Source organism: Kitasatospora sp. NPDC087315, from assembly GCF_044744345.1.
Classification (GTDB): Bacteria; Actinomycetota; Actinomycetes; order Streptomycetales; family Streptomycetaceae; genus Kitasatospora.
The window spans coordinates 33,488-48,526 of sequence record NZ_JBIUYD010000009.1; the positions used below are offsets into that span (position 1 = coordinate 33,488).

Annotated in this window: 15 protein-coding genes and 1 riboswitch; of the genes, 8 read left to right on the plus strand and 7 right to left on the minus strand. The window is 75.1% G+C overall.

Annotated elements, in window-relative coordinates; translation table 11 throughout:
* Nucleotides 1-177 precede the first annotated feature (177 nt).
* Nucleotides 178-807 (plus strand): molybdopterin-dependent oxidoreductase, encoded by a 630-nt coding sequence (locus ACIO5D_RS14610; protein ID WP_363607286.1) that lies wholly within the window; start codon nt 178-180, stop codon nt 805-807.
* 10 nt (nt 808-817) lie between these two features.
* Here the strand turns inward: ACIO5D_RS14610 and pknB are convergent, their stop codons facing one another.
* The 4 genes from pknB to thiO all read right to left on the minus strand — a co-directional run bounded on the left by pknB (nt 818) and on the right by thiO (nt 4,884).
* Complete coding sequence (gene pknB, locus ACIO5D_RS14615; RefSeq protein ID WP_363607287.1) at nt 818-2,590, minus strand: Stk1 family PASTA domain-containing Ser/Thr kinase; 1,773 nt, start codon at nt 2,588-2,590, stop codon at nt 818-820.
* Nucleotides 2,591-2,693: 103 nt separating this feature from the next.
* Nucleotides 2,694-3,491 (minus strand): thiazole synthase, encoded by a 798-nt coding sequence (locus ACIO5D_RS14620; RefSeq protein ID WP_400795299.1) that lies wholly within the window; start codon nt 3,489-3,491, stop codon nt 2,694-2,696.
* Between the two features lie 2 nt (nt 3,492-3,493).
* Nucleotides 3,494-3,703: a sulfur carrier protein ThiS gene (gene thiS / locus ACIO5D_RS14625; protein WP_400656595.1), complete on the minus strand. Its 210-nt coding sequence runs from the start codon at nt 3,701-3,703 to the stop codon at nt 3,494-3,496.
* Nucleotides 3,700-4,884 (minus strand): glycine oxidase ThiO, encoded by a 1,185-nt coding sequence (thiO, locus tag ACIO5D_RS14630; protein ID WP_400656598.1) that lies wholly within the window; start codon nt 4,882-4,884, stop codon nt 3,700-3,702. The genes thiS and thiO overlap by 4 nt, the downstream gene beginning before the upstream one ends.
* Nucleotides 4,879-4,991, minus strand: a riboswitch (TPP riboswitch). It overlaps the preceding gene by 6 nt.
* A 106-nt stretch (nt 4,992-5,097) precedes the next feature.
* Here thiO and ACIO5D_RS14635 point away from each other — a divergent pair.
* The 3 genes from ACIO5D_RS14635 to thiE all read left to right on the plus strand — a co-directional run bounded on the left by ACIO5D_RS14635 (nt 5,098) and on the right by thiE (nt 7,415).
* Nucleotides 5,098-6,294 carry an NAD(P)/FAD-dependent oxidoreductase gene (locus tag ACIO5D_RS14635; RefSeq protein ID WP_400795301.1) on the plus strand — a complete coding sequence of 399 codons (1,197 nt, stop codon included), beginning with the start codon at nt 5,098-5,100 and terminating at the stop codon, nt 6,292-6,294.
* A gap of 108 nt (nt 6,295-6,402) precedes the next feature.
* Entirely contained in the window at nt 6,403-6,768 is a 366-nt protein-coding gene (locus ACIO5D_RS14640; protein WP_363607292.1) for an Rv2175c family DNA-binding protein, read from the plus strand.
* Nucleotides 6,768-7,415 (plus strand): thiamine phosphate synthase, encoded by a 648-nt coding sequence (gene thiE, locus ACIO5D_RS14645; RefSeq protein WP_363607293.1) that lies wholly within the window; start codon nt 6,768-6,770, stop codon nt 7,413-7,415. Before ACIO5D_RS14640 ends, thiE begins: the two co-directional genes overlap by 1 nt.
* A 56-nt stretch (nt 7,416-7,471) precedes the next feature.
* Here thiE and ACIO5D_RS14650 read toward each other — a convergent pair whose 3' ends face one another.
* Nucleotides 7,472-8,578, minus strand: a complete 1,107-nt coding sequence (locus ACIO5D_RS14650) for a polyprenyl synthetase family protein (protein WP_400795303.1) — start codon at nt 8,576-8,578, stop codon at nt 7,472-7,474.
* 163 nt (nt 8,579-8,741) lie between these two features.
* Here ACIO5D_RS14650 and metF point away from each other — a divergent pair, with 163 nt between their 5' ends.
* Together metF and ACIO5D_RS14660 are read left to right on the plus strand one after the other, a co-directional pair.
* Nucleotides 8,742-9,656: a methylenetetrahydrofolate reductase [NAD(P)H] gene (gene metF, locus ACIO5D_RS14655; protein ID WP_363607295.1), complete on the plus strand. Its 915-nt coding sequence runs from the start codon at nt 8,742-8,744 to the stop codon at nt 9,654-9,656.
* Nucleotides 9,657-9,788: 132 nt separating this feature from the next.
* Nucleotides 9,789-10,643 (plus strand): hypothetical protein, encoded by an 855-nt coding sequence (locus ACIO5D_RS14660; RefSeq protein WP_400795305.1) that lies wholly within the window; start codon nt 9,789-9,791, stop codon nt 10,641-10,643.
* 33 nt (nt 10,644-10,676) lie between these two features.
* Here the strand turns inward: ACIO5D_RS14660 and ACIO5D_RS14665 are convergent, their stop codons facing one another.
* Nucleotides 10,677-12,173: an NAD(P)/FAD-dependent oxidoreductase gene (locus tag ACIO5D_RS14665; protein WP_363607297.1), complete on the minus strand. Its 1,497-nt coding sequence runs from the start codon at nt 12,171-12,173 to the stop codon at nt 10,677-10,679.
* An 11-nt stretch (nt 12,174-12,184) separates the two neighbouring features.
* Nucleotides 12,185-12,838, minus strand: coding sequence for a DUF4126 domain-containing protein (locus ACIO5D_RS14670; RefSeq protein ID WP_400761564.1), 654 nt, complete (start codon nt 12,836-12,838; stop codon nt 12,185-12,187).
* A gap of 678 nt (nt 12,839-13,516) precedes the next feature.
* On the opposite strand from ACIO5D_RS14670, the gene ACIO5D_RS14675 reads away from it, so the two are divergent.
* Nucleotides 13,517-14,134, plus strand: coding sequence for an SAV_6107 family HEPN domain-containing protein (locus ACIO5D_RS14675; RefSeq protein ID WP_400656608.1), 618 nt, complete (start codon nt 13,517-13,519; stop codon nt 14,132-14,134).
* A gap of 111 nt (nt 14,135-14,245) precedes the next feature.
* Nucleotides 14,246-14,998, plus strand: coding sequence for a methyltransferase domain-containing protein (locus ACIO5D_RS14680; RefSeq protein ID WP_363607300.1), 753 nt, complete (start codon nt 14,246-14,248; stop codon nt 14,996-14,998).
* The last annotated feature ends 41 nt before the right edge of the window (nt 14,999-15,039 follow it).

The following is a 15,039-nucleotide window of genomic DNA, read 5'->3' on the forward strand; positions in this document are numbered from 1 at the left end:
ACCGTCCGGCTGCACGCATCCTGGCACCGCTATGGGAGGAAATTCCAGTAAGTTCACACTCACTAGGACATGTGTCGGAATATCCCATTTAGGCACCTATTGGCCTGTGTGGGCGGGCGCGCGACCTCGGAAAGGGGCGCGCGCAGATGGTTGTCCGCCGTCTGTCACCATGGACTCATGGGTCAGTCCGAATACGAAAAGCTCCCGCCGTCTGACCCGAGACTCCCCCCCGGGCAGCGCCCGCAGCGCGGCTGGCCCGCCCTGCACTACGGACCCGTGCCCCGTTTCAAGCCGCTGACCTGGGACTTCCAGGTGTTCGGGGCGACCGCCTCGGCGGAGAAGCACAGGTGGGACTTCGCCGGCTTCAACGCGCTGCCGCGCACCACCGTGCGGGCCGACTTCCACTGCGTCACCAAGTTCTCGGTGCTCGACAGCGACTGGACGGGCGTGTCGGCCTCGGTCGTCCTCGACGAGGTGCCCCCGGCACCCGGCGTCACCCATGTCATGGTCTGGGCCGAGTACGGCTACAGCGCCAACCTCCGGCTCGCCGACTTCGCCGACCCCCGGACGGTCTTCGCCACCCACCGCAACGGCGAGTCGCTCACCGCCGAGCACGGCTTCCCGGTCCGTCTGGTCGTCCCGCAGCTGTACGCCTGGAAGGGGCCCAAATGGGTCAGGGCGGTGGAGTACATGCGGGCCGACCGCCGCGGTTTCTGGGAGGAACGCGGCTACCACAACCTCGCCGACCCCTGGCGGCAGCAGCGCTACTCCCACCAGGAGGAGCCGGGCGACGGCCCGCTGCGCTGACGGACATCCTCTAGAGGAACGGGAAGCTGACCGTCACCACCGTGTGCTGCGGGCGGCGCTCGCCGGCGGCGGGGGACTGGCTGGAGACCTTGCCGGTGCCGAACAGGTTGACGCCGCTGCTCTGCATGGCGAACCCGGCGGCCTGGAGCGCCTTGGCGGCGTCGTCCTTGGACATCCCGGTCACGTCCGGAACGGGCACCATGCCCTTGCTCACCACCAGCGAGACCGGGGTGTTCTCCGGCAGCCGCTGCCCGGCCGCCGGTGAACTGCTGATCACCGAGCCCTCCGGCACGGTGTCGTCGTACGTCTCGGTCACGCCGCCCCGGGCCAGCTGGACGCCGGAGAGGGCGGCCGCGGCCTGCTCGGCGGACTTCCCGGTGACGTCCGGCACGGCGATCCGTTTGGGACCCCGGGAGACGGAGACGGCGACGGCGTCGCTCTTGCGGGCCCGCGCCCCCACCCCCGGATCGGAGGAGATGATCTGCCCGGCCGGGACGGTCTCGCTGTACACCTCGGTGAAGCGCCCGTGCATGCCGACGCCGTCCAGGATGCGCTGCGCCTCCGCGCGGTCCTTGCCGAGCACGCTCGGCACCGTCCCGTACAGCGCCCCGGAGAGCGCGTACGTGGTGCCGCCGACCAGCAGCGCCAGGACCGCCAGCACGGAGGCCCAGATCAGCGGGGTGCGCGGCAGCCGGCGCAGCGGACCCGGGCGCCGGGTGCGCACCGGCGCCGGCTCGTCGTACGGGCGGGGCTCGGTGAGCAACTGGTCCATCAGCTCCGGCGGGACGTCCAGCACGCTGGTGCGCTCGGTCTCCGGGGCGGCGGGACCGGCCGCGGGGCGGATCACCGAGGTCGGCTCGCTGGTCGGGTACTGCGGGCTGGGCCGGGTGGAGGCGGGCGGCTCGGCGTCCAGCCGGGCCGGGGTGAGCGTGCGGCGTACCCGCTGGAGGGCGGCCAGCAGCTCGACCGCGTCGTACGGGCGGGCCTTCGGGTCGCGCGCGCAGGCGCCGGCCACTATGGCGTCGAGCTCGGGGCCGACCCCGGGGACGGCCAGGGACGGCGCGGGGACGTCCTCGTGCAGGTGGCGGTACATGACCTGGACGGGGTTCTCGCCGGTGTGCGGTCGGTGGCCGGTGAGCATCTCGTACAGCAGGATGCCGGCCGCGTAGACGTCCACCCGCTGGTCGGTCCCGGCGCCGGGGCGGATCTGCTCGGGGGCCAGGTAGGAGACGGTGCCCAGGACGGTGCCGGCGGTCGCGGTGGTGGAGGTGGCCGCGCCGTCGGCGGTGTTCAGCACCCGGACCAGGCCGAAGTCGGCGACCTTGACCAGGCCGTCGTCGGTGATCAGCACGTTCTCCGGCTTGACGTCCCGGTGGACCAGACCGGCCCGGTGGGCGGCGCCGAGCGCGGCCAGCACCGGCTCCAGGATGTCCAGGGCGGCCCGGATGGAGAGCGCGCCGCGGTCGCGCAGCAGGTCGCGCAGGGTGCGGCCGGGCACGTACTCCATCGCGAGGAAGACGGTGCCGCCGTCCGCGCCCTGGTCGAAGACGTTGACCACATTGGGGTGCGCCAGCCGGGCCACCGCCTTGGCCTCGCGGATGAACCGGCCGGTGAAGCCGTCGTCCCCGGCGAGCGAGGGGTGCATCACCTTGAGGGCCACGACCCGGTCGAGCCTGGTGTCGGTACCCCGGTACACGGTGGACATCCCGCCGGCCGCGATGCGCTGCTCGACCCGGTACCGGCCGTCGAGCAGGGTACCGATCAGCGGGTCGTGCAATGCCATGTCCACCCGGTGATTCTAGTGGCGCGGGCCGGGGCGGGACCCCGGGCGACACCGCGCCCGGGGCCTCTGTGCCCGGCTTGTGACACGCCCCGGCGCGCCCGGGTCAGAACGCCGGGTGCTCGCGGGTGTCCAGGTCGGCCCGGCCGGCCATGGCCGAGGAGGCCTCGGCGTGGAAGCGGCGCGGGATCCGGCCCGCCCGGTACGCCAGCCGGCCGGCCTCGGCGGCGTGCCGCATCGCGTCGGCCATCAGCACCGGGTCCTGGGCGCGGGTCACCGCCGAGGCCAGCATCACCGCGGCGCAGCCCAGCTCCATCGCCAGCGCCACGTCCGAGGCGGTGCCGGCACCCGCGTCCAGGATCACCGGGACCCGGGCGCTCTCCACGATCAGCTGGAAGTTGTGCGGGTTGCGGATGCCCAGGCCGGAGCCGATCGGGGAACCCAGCGGCATGATCGCCGCGCAGCCGACGTCCTCCAGCTTCCGTGCCAGCACCGGGTCGTCGTTGGTGTAGGGCAGCACGGTGAAGCCGTCGTCGACCAGGGTCTCGGCGGCGTCCAGCAGCTCGATCGGATCGGGCAGCAGGGTCCGCTCGTCCGCGATGACCTCCAGCTTCACCCAGTCGGTGCCGAGCGCCTCGCGGGCCAGCCTGGCGGTCAGCACCGCCTCGCCGGCCGTGAAGCAGCCGGCCGTGTTGGGCAGCACCCGGATGCCGTTGCGGACCAGCACGTCCAGGACGGAGCCCTGGGTGGTGGCGTCGACCCGGCGCATCGCCACCGTGGTGAGCTCGGTGCCGGAGAACCGCAGCGCCTGCTCCAGGATCTCCAGGCTGGGCGCGCCACCGGTGCCCATGATCAGCCGGGAGCCGAACGTGGTCCCGGCGATGTCCAGCAGGTCGTCCGCCATGGTCAGCCTCCCTGGACGGCGGTGAGGATCTCGACCCGGTCACCCGCGGCGAGCCGGGTCCGCGGCCACGAACCACGCGGCACCACGGTCTCGTTGAGCGCGGCGGCGACGCCGGAGTTGGCGGCGCTCAGCGCGGCCACCACCTCGGCGAGGGTGGTGGTGGCGGGCACCTGCCGGGGCTCGCCGTTGACGGTCAGTGCGATCTCGCTCATGCGGGGGCCTTCGTGGTGGAGCGGGCGGGGGAGAAGCGGGTGGGGGTGAACGGCGCCGCCAGGGCGGGCGTCTCGCCGGTGGCCAGGTACTCGGCGACCAGATCGGCCGTCACCGGGGTGAGCAGCACGCCGTTGCGGTAGTGGCCGGTGGCGGCGACGAGGCCGGGCAGGGCGGTCGGACCGATCAGCGGGGCGTTGTCCGGGGAGCCGGGGCGCAGTCCGGCGGAGGTCTCCACCAGGGGCAGCTCGGTGATGCCGGGGACGAGCTCGTGCGCGTCGCGCAGCAGCTCGTACACCCCGCCGGCGGTGACGGTGGTGTCGTACCCCTGCTCCTCGCTGGTGGCACCGATCACCAGCTCGCCGTTCTCCCGGGGCACCAGATAGAGGTGCCGGCCGCGCACCACCGCGCGCACGTTGCGGGAGAGGAACGGCCGGTACGGCTCGGGCACCCGCAGCCGCAGGATCTGCCCCTTCACCGGGCGGATCGCGGGGAGCACGCCCTCGGGCAGGCCGGGCAGCCGGTGGCTGTGCGGACCGGCGGCGAGCACGATCCGGTCGGCGGTGACGGTCTCCAGTGTGTCCAGCCGGGCGCCGACCGCGCGGTCGTTCTCGACCAGCAGTTCGGTGGCCTCGGCGCGGTGCAGCAGGACGCCGGCCCGCTCGCAGGCGAGGACCAGCGCCCTGGCCAGCCGGCGGCCGTCCACCTGGTGGTCGTCGGTGACGTGCAGACCGCCCCGGACGCCGGGGGCGAGCATGGGTTCGAGCCTGCGGGCCTCGCGGCCGGTGAGCCAGTGCGAGTCCAGGCCGAGCCGCTGGTGGAAGGCGTGCAGTTCACGCAGTTCCGCGCGGTCGTCGGAGTCCAGGGCGACGGCGACGGTGCCGCACTGGCGGTAGCCGGTGTCCTGGCCGCCGCTCGCCTCGGTGAGTTCGGCGGCGAAGGCGGCATAGCGCTCGTTGGATGCCATCCCGAGGCGGAGCAACGGCTCCTCGCCGTACTGGAGTTCGGTGACGGGGGCGAGCATGCCGGCCGCGACCCGGGCGGCGCCGCCGCCGTGCGCCGGGTCGATCACCACGATGTTCCCCAGCCCGCGCCGGGCCGCGCGCCAGGCGACGGCGAGGCCGATGATGCCCCCGCCGATCACCAGGACGTCGGCATGCGCGCCCTTGGCCAAGCGTGTCAAAGTCGCTGCTCTCCCTTCGCCGGTATGACCCGGATCAGGTTCGGACGGTCGCAGGCCGTGTCAGCCCGCCTCTCAGCCCGGTCCGCCGGGCTCCCGTGAATTGGTGCCACCACCTTAACTCCGCGTCCCGCCCCGGCCGAAGGCGCGTACGAGGGGTGGACCCGAGCCCGGGTGGGGCCCGGACGGACGGCCGCCGCTGAGTACAGTGACGGCGTGGCAGAGCTGAGCGGGACGGATCAGGTGGTCGTGGTCGGGGCCGGGCTGGCCGGGGCGCAGTGCGCCGCGGGGCTGCGGCAGGGCGGCTGGCAGGGGCGGATCGTGCTGGTCGGCGAGGAGCCCCACGCGCCGTACGACCGGCCGCCGCTCTCCAAGGAGGTGCTGCTCGGCAAGGCCGATGCCACCACCCTCGACCTCGACTTCGCGGACCTGGGCGTCGAACTGCTCACCGGCCGCCGCGCCACCGGCCTCACCCCCGGGGTGCTGCACACCGACGCCGGCGATCTGCCGTACGGCACGCTGGTGATCGCCACCGGTGCCGCCCCGCGGGCCCTGCCCGGCGCCGAGCGCGCGCACCTGCTGCACACCCTGGACGACGCGCTGGCGCTGCGTGCCCTGCTCCGGCCGGGCCTGCGCCTGGTGCTGGTCGGCGCGGGCTGGATCGGCGCCGAGGTGTCCACCGCCGCCCGGGCGGCGGGGTGCGAGGTCACGGTCGTCGAGATGGGCCCGGCGCCCGTCCCCGGCGCGCTGCCCGCCGGGATCGGCCGGGCGATGGCCGCCTGGTACGCCGAGGCCGGGGTGGACCTGCGCTGCGGCGTCGGGGTCGCGGCGGTGGAGCCCGGCGCGGTGCTGCTGGCGGACGGCTCGCACCTGCCGGCCGACGAGGTGCTGGTCGGGATCGGCGCCCGGCCGGCCACCGGCTGGCTGGCCGGCTCCGGCGTCGAACTGGACGCGGCCGGTGCCGTCCTGGTGGACGAGCGGCTGCGCACCAGCCTGCCCGGCGTCTTCGCCGCGGGGGACTGCGTCAGCTATCCGTCGGCGCGCTCCGGCGTCCGGCTGGCCGTCCAGCACTGGGACCACGCGCTGCAGTCCGGCGCGGCGGCGGCCGCCGCCGTCCTCGGCGCGCAGGCGCCCTACGATCCGGTGCCGTACTTCTGGTCGGAGCAGTTCGGCCGCATGGTCCAGTACGCCGGGCGGCACGGGGCCGGTGACGAGCCGCTGTGGCGCGGTTCACCCGGGGAGCCGTCCTGGTCGGTGCTCTGGCTGCGCGACGGTGTGCCGCGCGCCCTGCTCGCGGTGGACCGTCCGCGCGACCTCGCCCAGGGCCGCCGGCTGATCGAGCGCGGTACGGCGCTGGACCCGGCCCTGGCGGCGGACCCCGCGGTGCCGCTGAAGTCGGCGCTCGCCGGGTAGCGCGGCGGGGCCCGCAGGCGGCCGCCCCGGTGCTCGACGGACCTGTGACGGGTGTGCGGCGGGTGGTGAGTGGTGCGCGGCGGGCCGTGGAGGTGGCAGTCTGGTGGCGTGAGTGAGATCGAAAGCAAGATTGAAACCCTCGTTTCCGAGTGGATGTACCTGCCCGACATCTCGGAGCAGTGGGGCGTGCGGGTCACCGAGGTCCGCGACCTGGTCCGCAGCGGCGGGCTGATCGCGGTCCGGCGCGGCCCGAACAAGTCGCTGCAGGTGCCTGCCGCGTTCATCGACGGCCAGGGCCTGGTCAAGCACCTGTCGGGCACCCTGACCGTCCTGCGCGACTGCGGGTACAACGACATGGAGATCCTGGAGTGGCTCTTCACCGAGGACCCGTCGCTGCCCGGCAGCCCCATCCAGGCGCTGTGTGAGAACCGCGGCACCGAGGTGAAGCGCCGCGCCCAGGCGATGCTGATCTGATGGCGGCGGACACCCCGCGCCGGCGGCTCGCCGACGCCCGGCTCTACCTGTGCACCGACGCCCGCCGCGAGCAGGGCGACCTCGCCGAGTTCCTGGACGAGGCGCTGGCCGGCGGGGTGGACATCGTCCAGCTGCGGGACAAGGGCCTGGAGGCCAGGCAGGAGCTGGCGGCCCTGGAGGTCTTCGCCGACGCCTGCCGCCGCCACGGCAGGCTGCTGGCCGTCAACGACCGCGCCGACGTCGCGCACGCCGCCCGCCCCGACGTGCTGCACCTCGGGCAGGACGACCTGCCGGTGCCGGCCGCCCGGGCGATCCTCGGCGAGGACGTGATCATCGGACGGTCCTGCCACGCCGAGTCCGAGGTGGACGCGGCGATCGCCGAGCCCGGCGTGGACTACTTCTGCACCGGGCCGGTCTGGCCGACCCCGACCAAGCCCGGCCGCCACGCGCCGGGCCTCGGCCTGGTCTCGTACGCGGCCGCGCGGGACACCGACCGGCCGTGGTTCGCCATCGGCGGCATCGACCTCGGCAACCTGGACCAGGTGCTGGCGGCCGGCGCCCGCCGGATCGTGGTGGTGCGCGCCATCACCGGCGCGGACGACCCGCGGGCGGCCGCCGCCGAGCTGTCCCGGCGGCTGCGGGCCTGACCCCGCCGGGCCCGCCGCCGTCCGCCCGTACCCGCCCGCCGTACCCCCGGTACCGGTCAGTACTTGCGGACGGTGGCGGCCTCGGCCAGCGCCAGCAGCACCTCGCGGGCCCGCTCGTCCGCCAGCGGCGCCGCCTCCAGCGCGCCGAGCGCCTGGCGCATCAGCTCCTCGATCCGCTGCTCCACCAGCCCGGGCGCGCCGCTGCGCTCCACCAGCGCGCGCAGCCGGGTGACCTCCTCGGTCGCCAGGTCCGGTGCCCCGAGCCGCTCGTCCAGGTGGCGGGCGTCGGCCGCGGACAGCCCGCGCATGGCGTGCGCCACCAGCAGGGTGCGCTTGCCCTCGCGCAGGTCGTCCCCGGCCGGCTTGCCGGTGACGGCCGGGTCGCCGAAGACGCCCAGCAGGTCGTCCCGGAGCTGGAACGCCTCGCCCAGCGGCAGGCCGAACGCCCCGTACGCCTCGACCAGCCCGGGCCCGGCGCCGGCGAGCAGCGCGCCGATCTGGAGCGGGCGCTCGATGGTGTATTTGGCCGACTTGTAGTGCAGGACGGTCTGGGCCCGCTCCAGCGCGCCCGCGTCGGCGGAGTCGCCGGCGACCGGCTCCAGGACGTCCAGGTACTGGCCGACCATGACCTCGGTCCGCATCAGGTCGAACACCGGCTTGGCGGACAGCACCGCGGCCGGCTCCAGGCCCGAGCGCAGGAACAGCTCGTCGCACCAGATCAGCAGCAGGTCGCCGAGCAGCACCGCCGCGGAGGCGCCGTACTGCTCGCGGTCGCCGCGCCAGCCGCTCTCGCGGTGCAGGGCCTCGAAGCGGCGGTGGACGGAGGGCAGGCCGCGCCGGGTGTCGCTGCGGTCCATCAGGTCGTCGTGGACCAGCGCGCTGGCCTGGAGCAGCTCCAGGGCGGCCGCCGCGTGCGCGATGCCGTCGCCCCCGGCCGGGCCGCCGGCGCCGCGCCAGCCCCAGTAGCAGAACGCCGGGCGCAGCCGCTTGCCGCCGTCGAGCAGGAAGTCGCGCAGGGCGTCGGCGGCGGGTGCCAGCCGCGGGGAGATCTTCCCCAGCAGCGCCGACTGGCCGTCCATGAACCCGGCGAGCGCGGCGTTCACCCGCTCGCGCACGTCCTCCACGTCAATGGGGCTGGCCGGGCGGCTGGTGGGCGAGGTCACGATGAGGCTCCGGAGGTTCGCTGGGGTGCGGCAAGCCTAGCCGGGCGGCTGGGAACGCCTGTACGGACGACGGCCGGCCGGGATCCGGAACGCCGTCCACCGATTGTCTCAATCCGTGGACCTCGGTTGTCCGGGTCCTTTGCCCGACGGTTAACCTGCCAGCATGGCACTCGGCGTCGCTTCCACCAGAACAGACCGCGCGCAGACGGTTCGCGAGCTCCTGGCGGCTGGCAAGCGGTCCTTCTCCTTCGAGTTCATGCCGCCGCGCACCGAGGTCGGTGAACAGCGGCTCTGGGACGCCATCCGGCGGCTCGAACCGCTCGACCCGAACTTCGTCTGCATGACCTACGGGGCCGGCGGCTCCTCGCGCGAGCGCACGGTCAACATGGTCGGCCGGATCGCCACCGAGACCACGCTGACGCCGGTCGCCCACCTGACCGCGGTCGACCACTCGATCGCCGAGCTGCGCAACATCATCGGCCACTACGCCGACCAGGGCGTACGCAACGTCCTCGCGGTGCGCGGCGACCCGCCCGGCGACCCGACGGGCGAGTGGGTGAGCCACCCGCAGGGGGTCACCTACGCGTACGAGCTGGTGGAGCTGATCAAGGGGATCGGCGACTTCTGCGTCGGCGTCGCCGCCTCCCCGAACATGCACCCGCGCTCGACCGACTGGGACGAGGACATCCGGCACTTCGTCGGGAAGATCCGCGCGGGCGCCGACTACGCGATCACCCAGATGTTCTTCGAGGTCGACGACTACCTGCGGCTGCGCGACAGGGTCACGGCGGCCGGCTGCGAGGCGCCGATCATCCCGGAGATCATGCCGGTCACCAACGCCAAGCAGCTGGACCGCTTCCCCCAGCTGAGCGGCTCGGCCTTCCCGGCCGACCTGGAGGAGCGGCTGCGGGCCGTGATCGACGACCCGGTGGCGCTGCGCGAGGTCGGCATGGACCACGCCACCGCGATGTCCGAGCGGCTGCTCGCCGAGGGCGCCCCCGGCCTGCACTTCATCACGCTCAACCACTCGACCGCGACGCTGGAGATCTACCAGAACCTCGGTCTGCACCAGCGCTGAGCGGCCCGGCCGCCCCGGCCGGAGAAGTGCCGGGGGCGGCCGGGAACGCGATGCGGTACCCGGGCCGTTGAACCGGTACAGTCGCCGCACACGCGCGGCGCGCGCGGGCACGCGACTGGAGGTAGCGGGCGGATGGGTGTCGGATACCTGCTGCTGTACGCCGCGTTGGCGGTGGTGGCGCTCTGGCTGGTGGCCGAGCTGCTGCTGCAGAACCGGGCCCCGATCCACTGGCGCGGTCTGGCCCTGGGCGGCTTCCTCGGGGTGGCCGCCGGGATGGCGATCGGCTCGGTCGTGGTGATCGGTGCGGGCGCCGCGCTGTTCGCGGTCGGCCAGACCTTCGTCACCCTCTCGGTCAAGCGCGGCTACACGTCCGGCTGGTCGCTGCGCAAGGCCGACGGCGGCCTGCCCGGACCGCTGGCCAAGGTCCCGCTGCTCGGGGCGCTGACCGGCGGCGCCGCGGTGGCCGCGGCCACCGCGGCGGCGGCCAGGATCGGCGAGGTCGGCGCGGTCGAGGAGCCCCCCGGGCCAGCCCCGGTGGCGGCCGAGGCCGTCCCGGCCGTCGAGCAGACCGCCGCCTTCGAGATGCAGGAGCTCGCCGCGGACGGCGTCTACGCCCCCGCCTACTACGAGCAGCAGCACGAGCAGCAGCAGGCCGTCCAGCCGGACCCGTACGCCGGGGCCTACCAGTCCGGCTACGACGTCCAGCAGCAGCCGCAGCCGGGCTACGACCAGCAGCAGTGGCAGACCCAGCAGCAGCCGGCGTTCACCTACGACCAGGGCTACGGCGGCTACCAGCAGCAGCCGGACCCGTACGCGGGCTATCAGCAGCAGGAGCAGTACGCGGGCTACCAGCAGCAGCCCGCCTGGGACCCGAACGCCCAGCAGCAGTGGCAGCCCGAGCAGCACCCGCAGCAGCAGCCGGTCATCCCCCAGCAGCCGTCCTACGACTACGGCTACCAGCAGCAGAACACCTGGCAGCAGGGCTGACGGCCGCCGGGCGTGGCCCTGGGCGGGCAGGCCCTAGGCGGGACCGACCAGGTTGGCCACGATGCAGGCGGACATGCCCACCCTGGCCAGCCCGCCGCCGGGGTGGGCGGCGCCGCCCACCAGGTAGAGACCGGGGAAGTCCTCGTTCGGCGCCTGGAGCAGCGCGCCGTCGGCGCCGGCCAGGGCGGGCGGGGGCACCGAGCCGAAGAAGGAGGCGGTCTCCCGCTCGGTCTCCTCGGGCGTGCGCACCACCCGCCACAGCACCCGCTCGCCGAGGCCCAGGCCGGCCGCGTCGACGTGGGCGAGCATCCGGTCGGCGAAGCGGTCGGCCGCGCCGGGCGCGCCCCAGTCGAAGTCCAGTGAGGGCGTGGTCGCGGTGAGCACCACGCTCTCGTGGCCCTCGGGGTGGAGCGACGGGTCGTCGGGCCGCAGCACCTGGACGGTCGGCCGGTCCGCGAGCGGGGCTCCGGGGGTGAAGATCCCGGCGAGTTCGGCGGCCGGGTCCGCCGCGTGCACCACCGTGCGGTGCGCGGTGCCGGCCGGACGGGCGCCGCGCAGCGCGAGCAGCACGCTGACCCGCCCGGGCACGCCGTGCAGCCGCTGGGCGGCGGCGGGCCAGTCGTCGGACGACTCGGCCGGGCCCGTCCAGCCGGTGTGCAGCACCCTGGCGTCCATCGAGGAGACCACCAGATCCGCGTCGAGCCGGTCGCCCTTGGTCTGGACGCCGCAGACCCGGCCGTCCCGGGTCGCCACCTTGGTCACCGGCGTGTCGAAGCGGAACGTCACCCCGCGCTGCTCGCACCGCCGGTACACCGCCTCGGCCAGCGCGCGGATGCCACCGCGCACGTACCAGACGCCGAAGGACTGCTCCATGTACGGCAGCACGGTGGCGCTCGCCGGGGCGGTGCGCGGGTCGAGGCCGAAGCGCAGCGCGTGCTCGTGCAGCAGGGCGGTCGGGCCGGGGTGGCCGCCGAGTTCGCGGGCGGCGACGTCGGCGAGGGTCCACGGGCGGGGCCGGCGCAGCCGGGCCAGGCCCTGGCGGGGCGGGGTGGGGTAGGGGTCGCCGTGCAGCGGGGCCGGGTCGGCCGGGAGGGGCTCCTCCAGCAGCGGGCGGCGGGTGGTCTCCCAGACGGTGCGGCCGTGGTTCATCACCTCGCTCCAGCGGGCGCCCGAGCCAGGGCCGAACGCGGCGTCCAGGGCCTGGATGTAACCGGCCCGGGAGGCGTTGGGCAGGGTGAGGACGGTGCCGTCCGGGAAGAGGTGCAGGCTCTCCGGGTCCACCGGGACCAGCTCGACCAGCTGCTCCAGCGGCTCCTTGCCGGTCTTCAGCGCGAGGTCGCGGTAGACGGCCGGGAGGGTGAGCAGACCGGGGCCGGTGTCGAAGGCGAAGCCGGCCCGCTCGTACCGGCCGACCATGCCCCCGTACGTGCCCCCGGCCTCGCAGACCGTCACCCGATGTCCGAGGGTCGCCAGCCGGGAAGCCGCCGCGAGCCCGCTCATTCCTGCGCCGATGATGACGATCCGTGCCATGGCACCCGATCCTATGACCGCGCCGCCCACGATCCTTCCCCCGCCTCACCGGCCGCGGCCTCCGCCGGTCGCGGGCCGGCCGCGCGGGCGGCCCTGCGCTCGCGGCGGCGGGCCCGGAAGCGGCGGATCCGGCTGATCGCGAACCAGACCAGCAGCAGGCCGACGGCCAGCAGCACGGCGGCGACCGACGCGGCCAGCCACGGGTGGAAGATCGCCAGGGTGACCAGCCCGGCGACCGAGACGTCCTCGGCCAGGCTGACCACGATGTTGCTGGCCGGTTCGGGCGAGGTGTTGACCGCCATCCGCAGCGAGGCCTTCACCAGATGGCTGACCAGTGCGGTGGTGCCGCCCATGGCGCCCGCCGCGACCTCGCCGAGCGAGCCCGGGTCGGCGCTCGCGAGGAGCGCGCCGACGGTGGCGCCCGCGACCGGGCGGATCACGGTGTGGACGGCGTCCCAGACGCTGTCCACGTAGGGGATCTTGTCGGCCACCGCCTCCAGCAGGAACAGCGCGGCGGCGGCGATCAGCACATCGGTGCGCTCCAGCGCCGACGGCACCGAGTCGGTCCCGGCGAACCGGCCCAGCAGCCCGAGCAGCAGCACCACCGCGTACGCGTTGATCCCACTGGCCAGCCCGCTGGTGAAGATCAGCGGCACGATCGTCATCGGTCTCCCTCCTCGGAGCGCCTGCCGGGTCCACCCGGTCTCGCCGTACCGTACCCGGGACGCCGGCCGGGGGCGGCCGGTTCCCGGCCCGGAAGGGACTGAGTACGGATACTCAGAAAAGCGGTTGAGTATCTGAGCGGATGGCCTCCGACCTGCGGGGACGGGACAGTAGGGGCACCGGGACGGAGAGCGCGTCGGGCGCGCCGGACCGGGAGGCGGACAGGTGCCGTCCACCGGCAGTGAGAGGCCGGCGGGACGGCACCGGCGGGTCCGTACGGGAGCCGGCCGGAGGCCGCGCACCGCCGACACGGGGCGGCGGAGCACGGCCGGGGGGGGCGGCGACGGGGGAGAGCCGGAACGCCGTCCGTGGGGGGACGGCGCTTCGGCCGGTGCGGGGCGGTGGTGCGGGGCCGGGAGGACCGGCCGATGCCCGCCGCCCACACGCACGCCCGCACGCCCGAGGGCGGCTATCCGGAACCGGGCCCGTTCATACGCAAATACGCACGCCCACCCGAATCACGCCCACCCGCACGCCCGGACGTACGCCCGCGCGCACACCTGTGCGCCCGCACGGCGAGTGGCCGCGCCATCGCTCGCGACCGCGTTGTCAGTGGTCCGGTTCACGATGGAGGAGCACGGGCCACCCGGCTCGCGCGCTGCCTCGGACCGGGGGAGACCATGACCATCAGCCACCCTGAGCCCGTCACCGCCCGCCTCCACCCCGCCTCCCACCCACCGGCCTCCCCCCAGCCCGCCGCCCGTCCGGGCCGCGGGGACGTCCACCCCGTGCCGCGCCGGGCCGCCGCCCCGCCGGCCGCGCTGGACCTGCTCGCCGACGCCCACCGCACGCTCGACCGCGCCCGCGCCCTGGAGGACCCGCTGGAGCGGTACGCCGCCGCGCATCTCGCCGCGCTGCGCACCGTCGCGGCCGTGCTCGCGGTGCGCGGGCGGCCGGAGAAGAGCCCCCGGCGGCGCAAGGCCATCCGCAGCGCCTGGGAGGTGCTGCCCGAGGTGGCGCCGGAGCTCGCCGAGTGGGCGGTCTACTTCGCGGCCGGCGCCCGCCGCCGGGCCGCCGCCGAGGCCGGGATCAGGGGCGCCGCCTCCGCCCGCGACGCCGACGACCTGATCCGCAACTCGGCCCTCTTCCTGCGCCTGGTCGAGCGCCTGCTCGGCCTGCGCCCCGCGCCGCCCGCCCCGAGGCTGCCGCTGGACGACGACGGCGGCGGCAGCGACAACGGCGGTGCTGACGGCGGTGCCGACGACGGCGACGGTGACCGCCCGGCCCGCCGCCGGTGACCGGCGGCGCGGCCCGGTCCGCGGCCGACGGCCGGCGGCGCGGCCCGGCCCGTCGGCCCGGACTAAGGTGGAGGCATCCTGATCGATCTGCATGTGCCGAGGAGCCCCGCCTTGTACCCGACGCGTCCCCGCAGCGCCCTGCGTACCGCCGTGGTGTGGGAGGTGGTCCGCACCGCCCTGGAGAAGCGGGCGGCCGAGCTGGACCAGCCCGTGCTCGACGTGGTCGACACCGGCGGCGGCACCGGCAACTTCGCCGTGCCGGTCGCCCGGCTCGGCCACCGGGTCACCGTGGTCGACCCGAGCCCCGACGCCCTGTTCGCGCTGGAGCGGCGGGCCGCCGAGGCCGGTGTCACCGACCTGGTCCGCGCCGTCCAGGGCGACACCCAGACGCTCCCCGAGCTGGTCGCGCCGGGGACGGTCGACGCGGTGCTCTGCCACGGCGTGCTGGAGGTCGTGGACGACCCGGCCGAGGCGCTCGGCAGCCTGGCCGGCACCCTGCGCCGGGGTGGCCTGGTCAGCCTGCTGGCCGCCAACCGCAACGGCGCGGTGCTGGCCCGCGCGCTCGCCGGCCACTTCACCGAGGCCCGGACGGTGCTGGGCGCCGCGGACGGCCGCTGGGGCGAGAACGACCCGATGCCGCGCCGCTTCACCGGCGAGGAGCTGGGCCGGCTGGCCGACGGCGCCGGTCTGCGGGTGGAGTCGGTGCACGGTGTCCGGGTCTTCGCCGACCTGGTGCCCGGTGTGCTGGTGGACACCGAGCCGGGCGCGCTGGAGGCGCTGCTGAAGCTGGAGGAGGCCGCCGCCGGGCAGCCCGCCTTCCACGCCGTGGCGACCCAGCTGCACGTCCTGGCGACGCTGGCCTGACCCCCGGCGGAGACGTTTCGCACACCCGCCCCACACACCCG

Excerpts from the sequence above, each read along its gene's own strand:
- ACIO5D_RS14610 (WP_363607286.1), top strand. The coding sequence starts at position 178 with ATGGGTCAGTCCGAATACGAAAAGCTCCCGCCGTCTGACCCGAGACTC.
- pknB (WP_363607287.1), bottom strand. The coding sequence starts at position 2,590 with ATGGCATTGCACGACCCGCTGATCGGTACCCTGCTCGACGGCCGGTAC.
- ACIO5D_RS14620 (WP_400795299.1), bottom strand. The coding sequence starts at position 3,491 with ATGGCGGACGACCTGCTGGACATCGCCGGGACCACGTTCGGCTCCCGG.
- thiS (WP_400656595.1), bottom strand. The coding sequence starts at position 3,703 with ATGAGCGAGATCGCACTGACCGTCAACGGCGAGCCCCGGCAGGTGCCC.
- thiE (WP_363607293.1), top strand. The coding sequence starts at position 6,768 with ATGGCGGCGGACACCCCGCGCCGGCGGCTCGCCGACGCCCGGCTCTAC.
- metF (WP_363607295.1), top strand. The coding sequence starts at position 8,742 with ATGGCACTCGGCGTCGCTTCCACCAGAACAGACCGCGCGCAGACGGTT.
- ACIO5D_RS14660 (WP_400795305.1), top strand. The coding sequence starts at position 9,789 with ATGGGTGTCGGATACCTGCTGCTGTACGCCGCGTTGGCGGTGGTGGCG.
- ACIO5D_RS14665 (WP_363607297.1), bottom strand. The coding sequence starts at position 12,173 with ATGGCACGGATCGTCATCATCGGCGCAGGAATGAGCGGGCTCGCGGCG.
- ACIO5D_RS14670 (WP_400761564.1), bottom strand. The coding sequence starts at position 12,838 with ATGACGATCGTGCCGCTGATCTTCACCAGCGGGCTGGCCAGTGGGATC.
- ACIO5D_RS14675 (WP_400656608.1), top strand. The coding sequence starts at position 13,517 with ATGACCATCAGCCACCCTGAGCCCGTCACCGCCCGCCTCCACCCCGCC.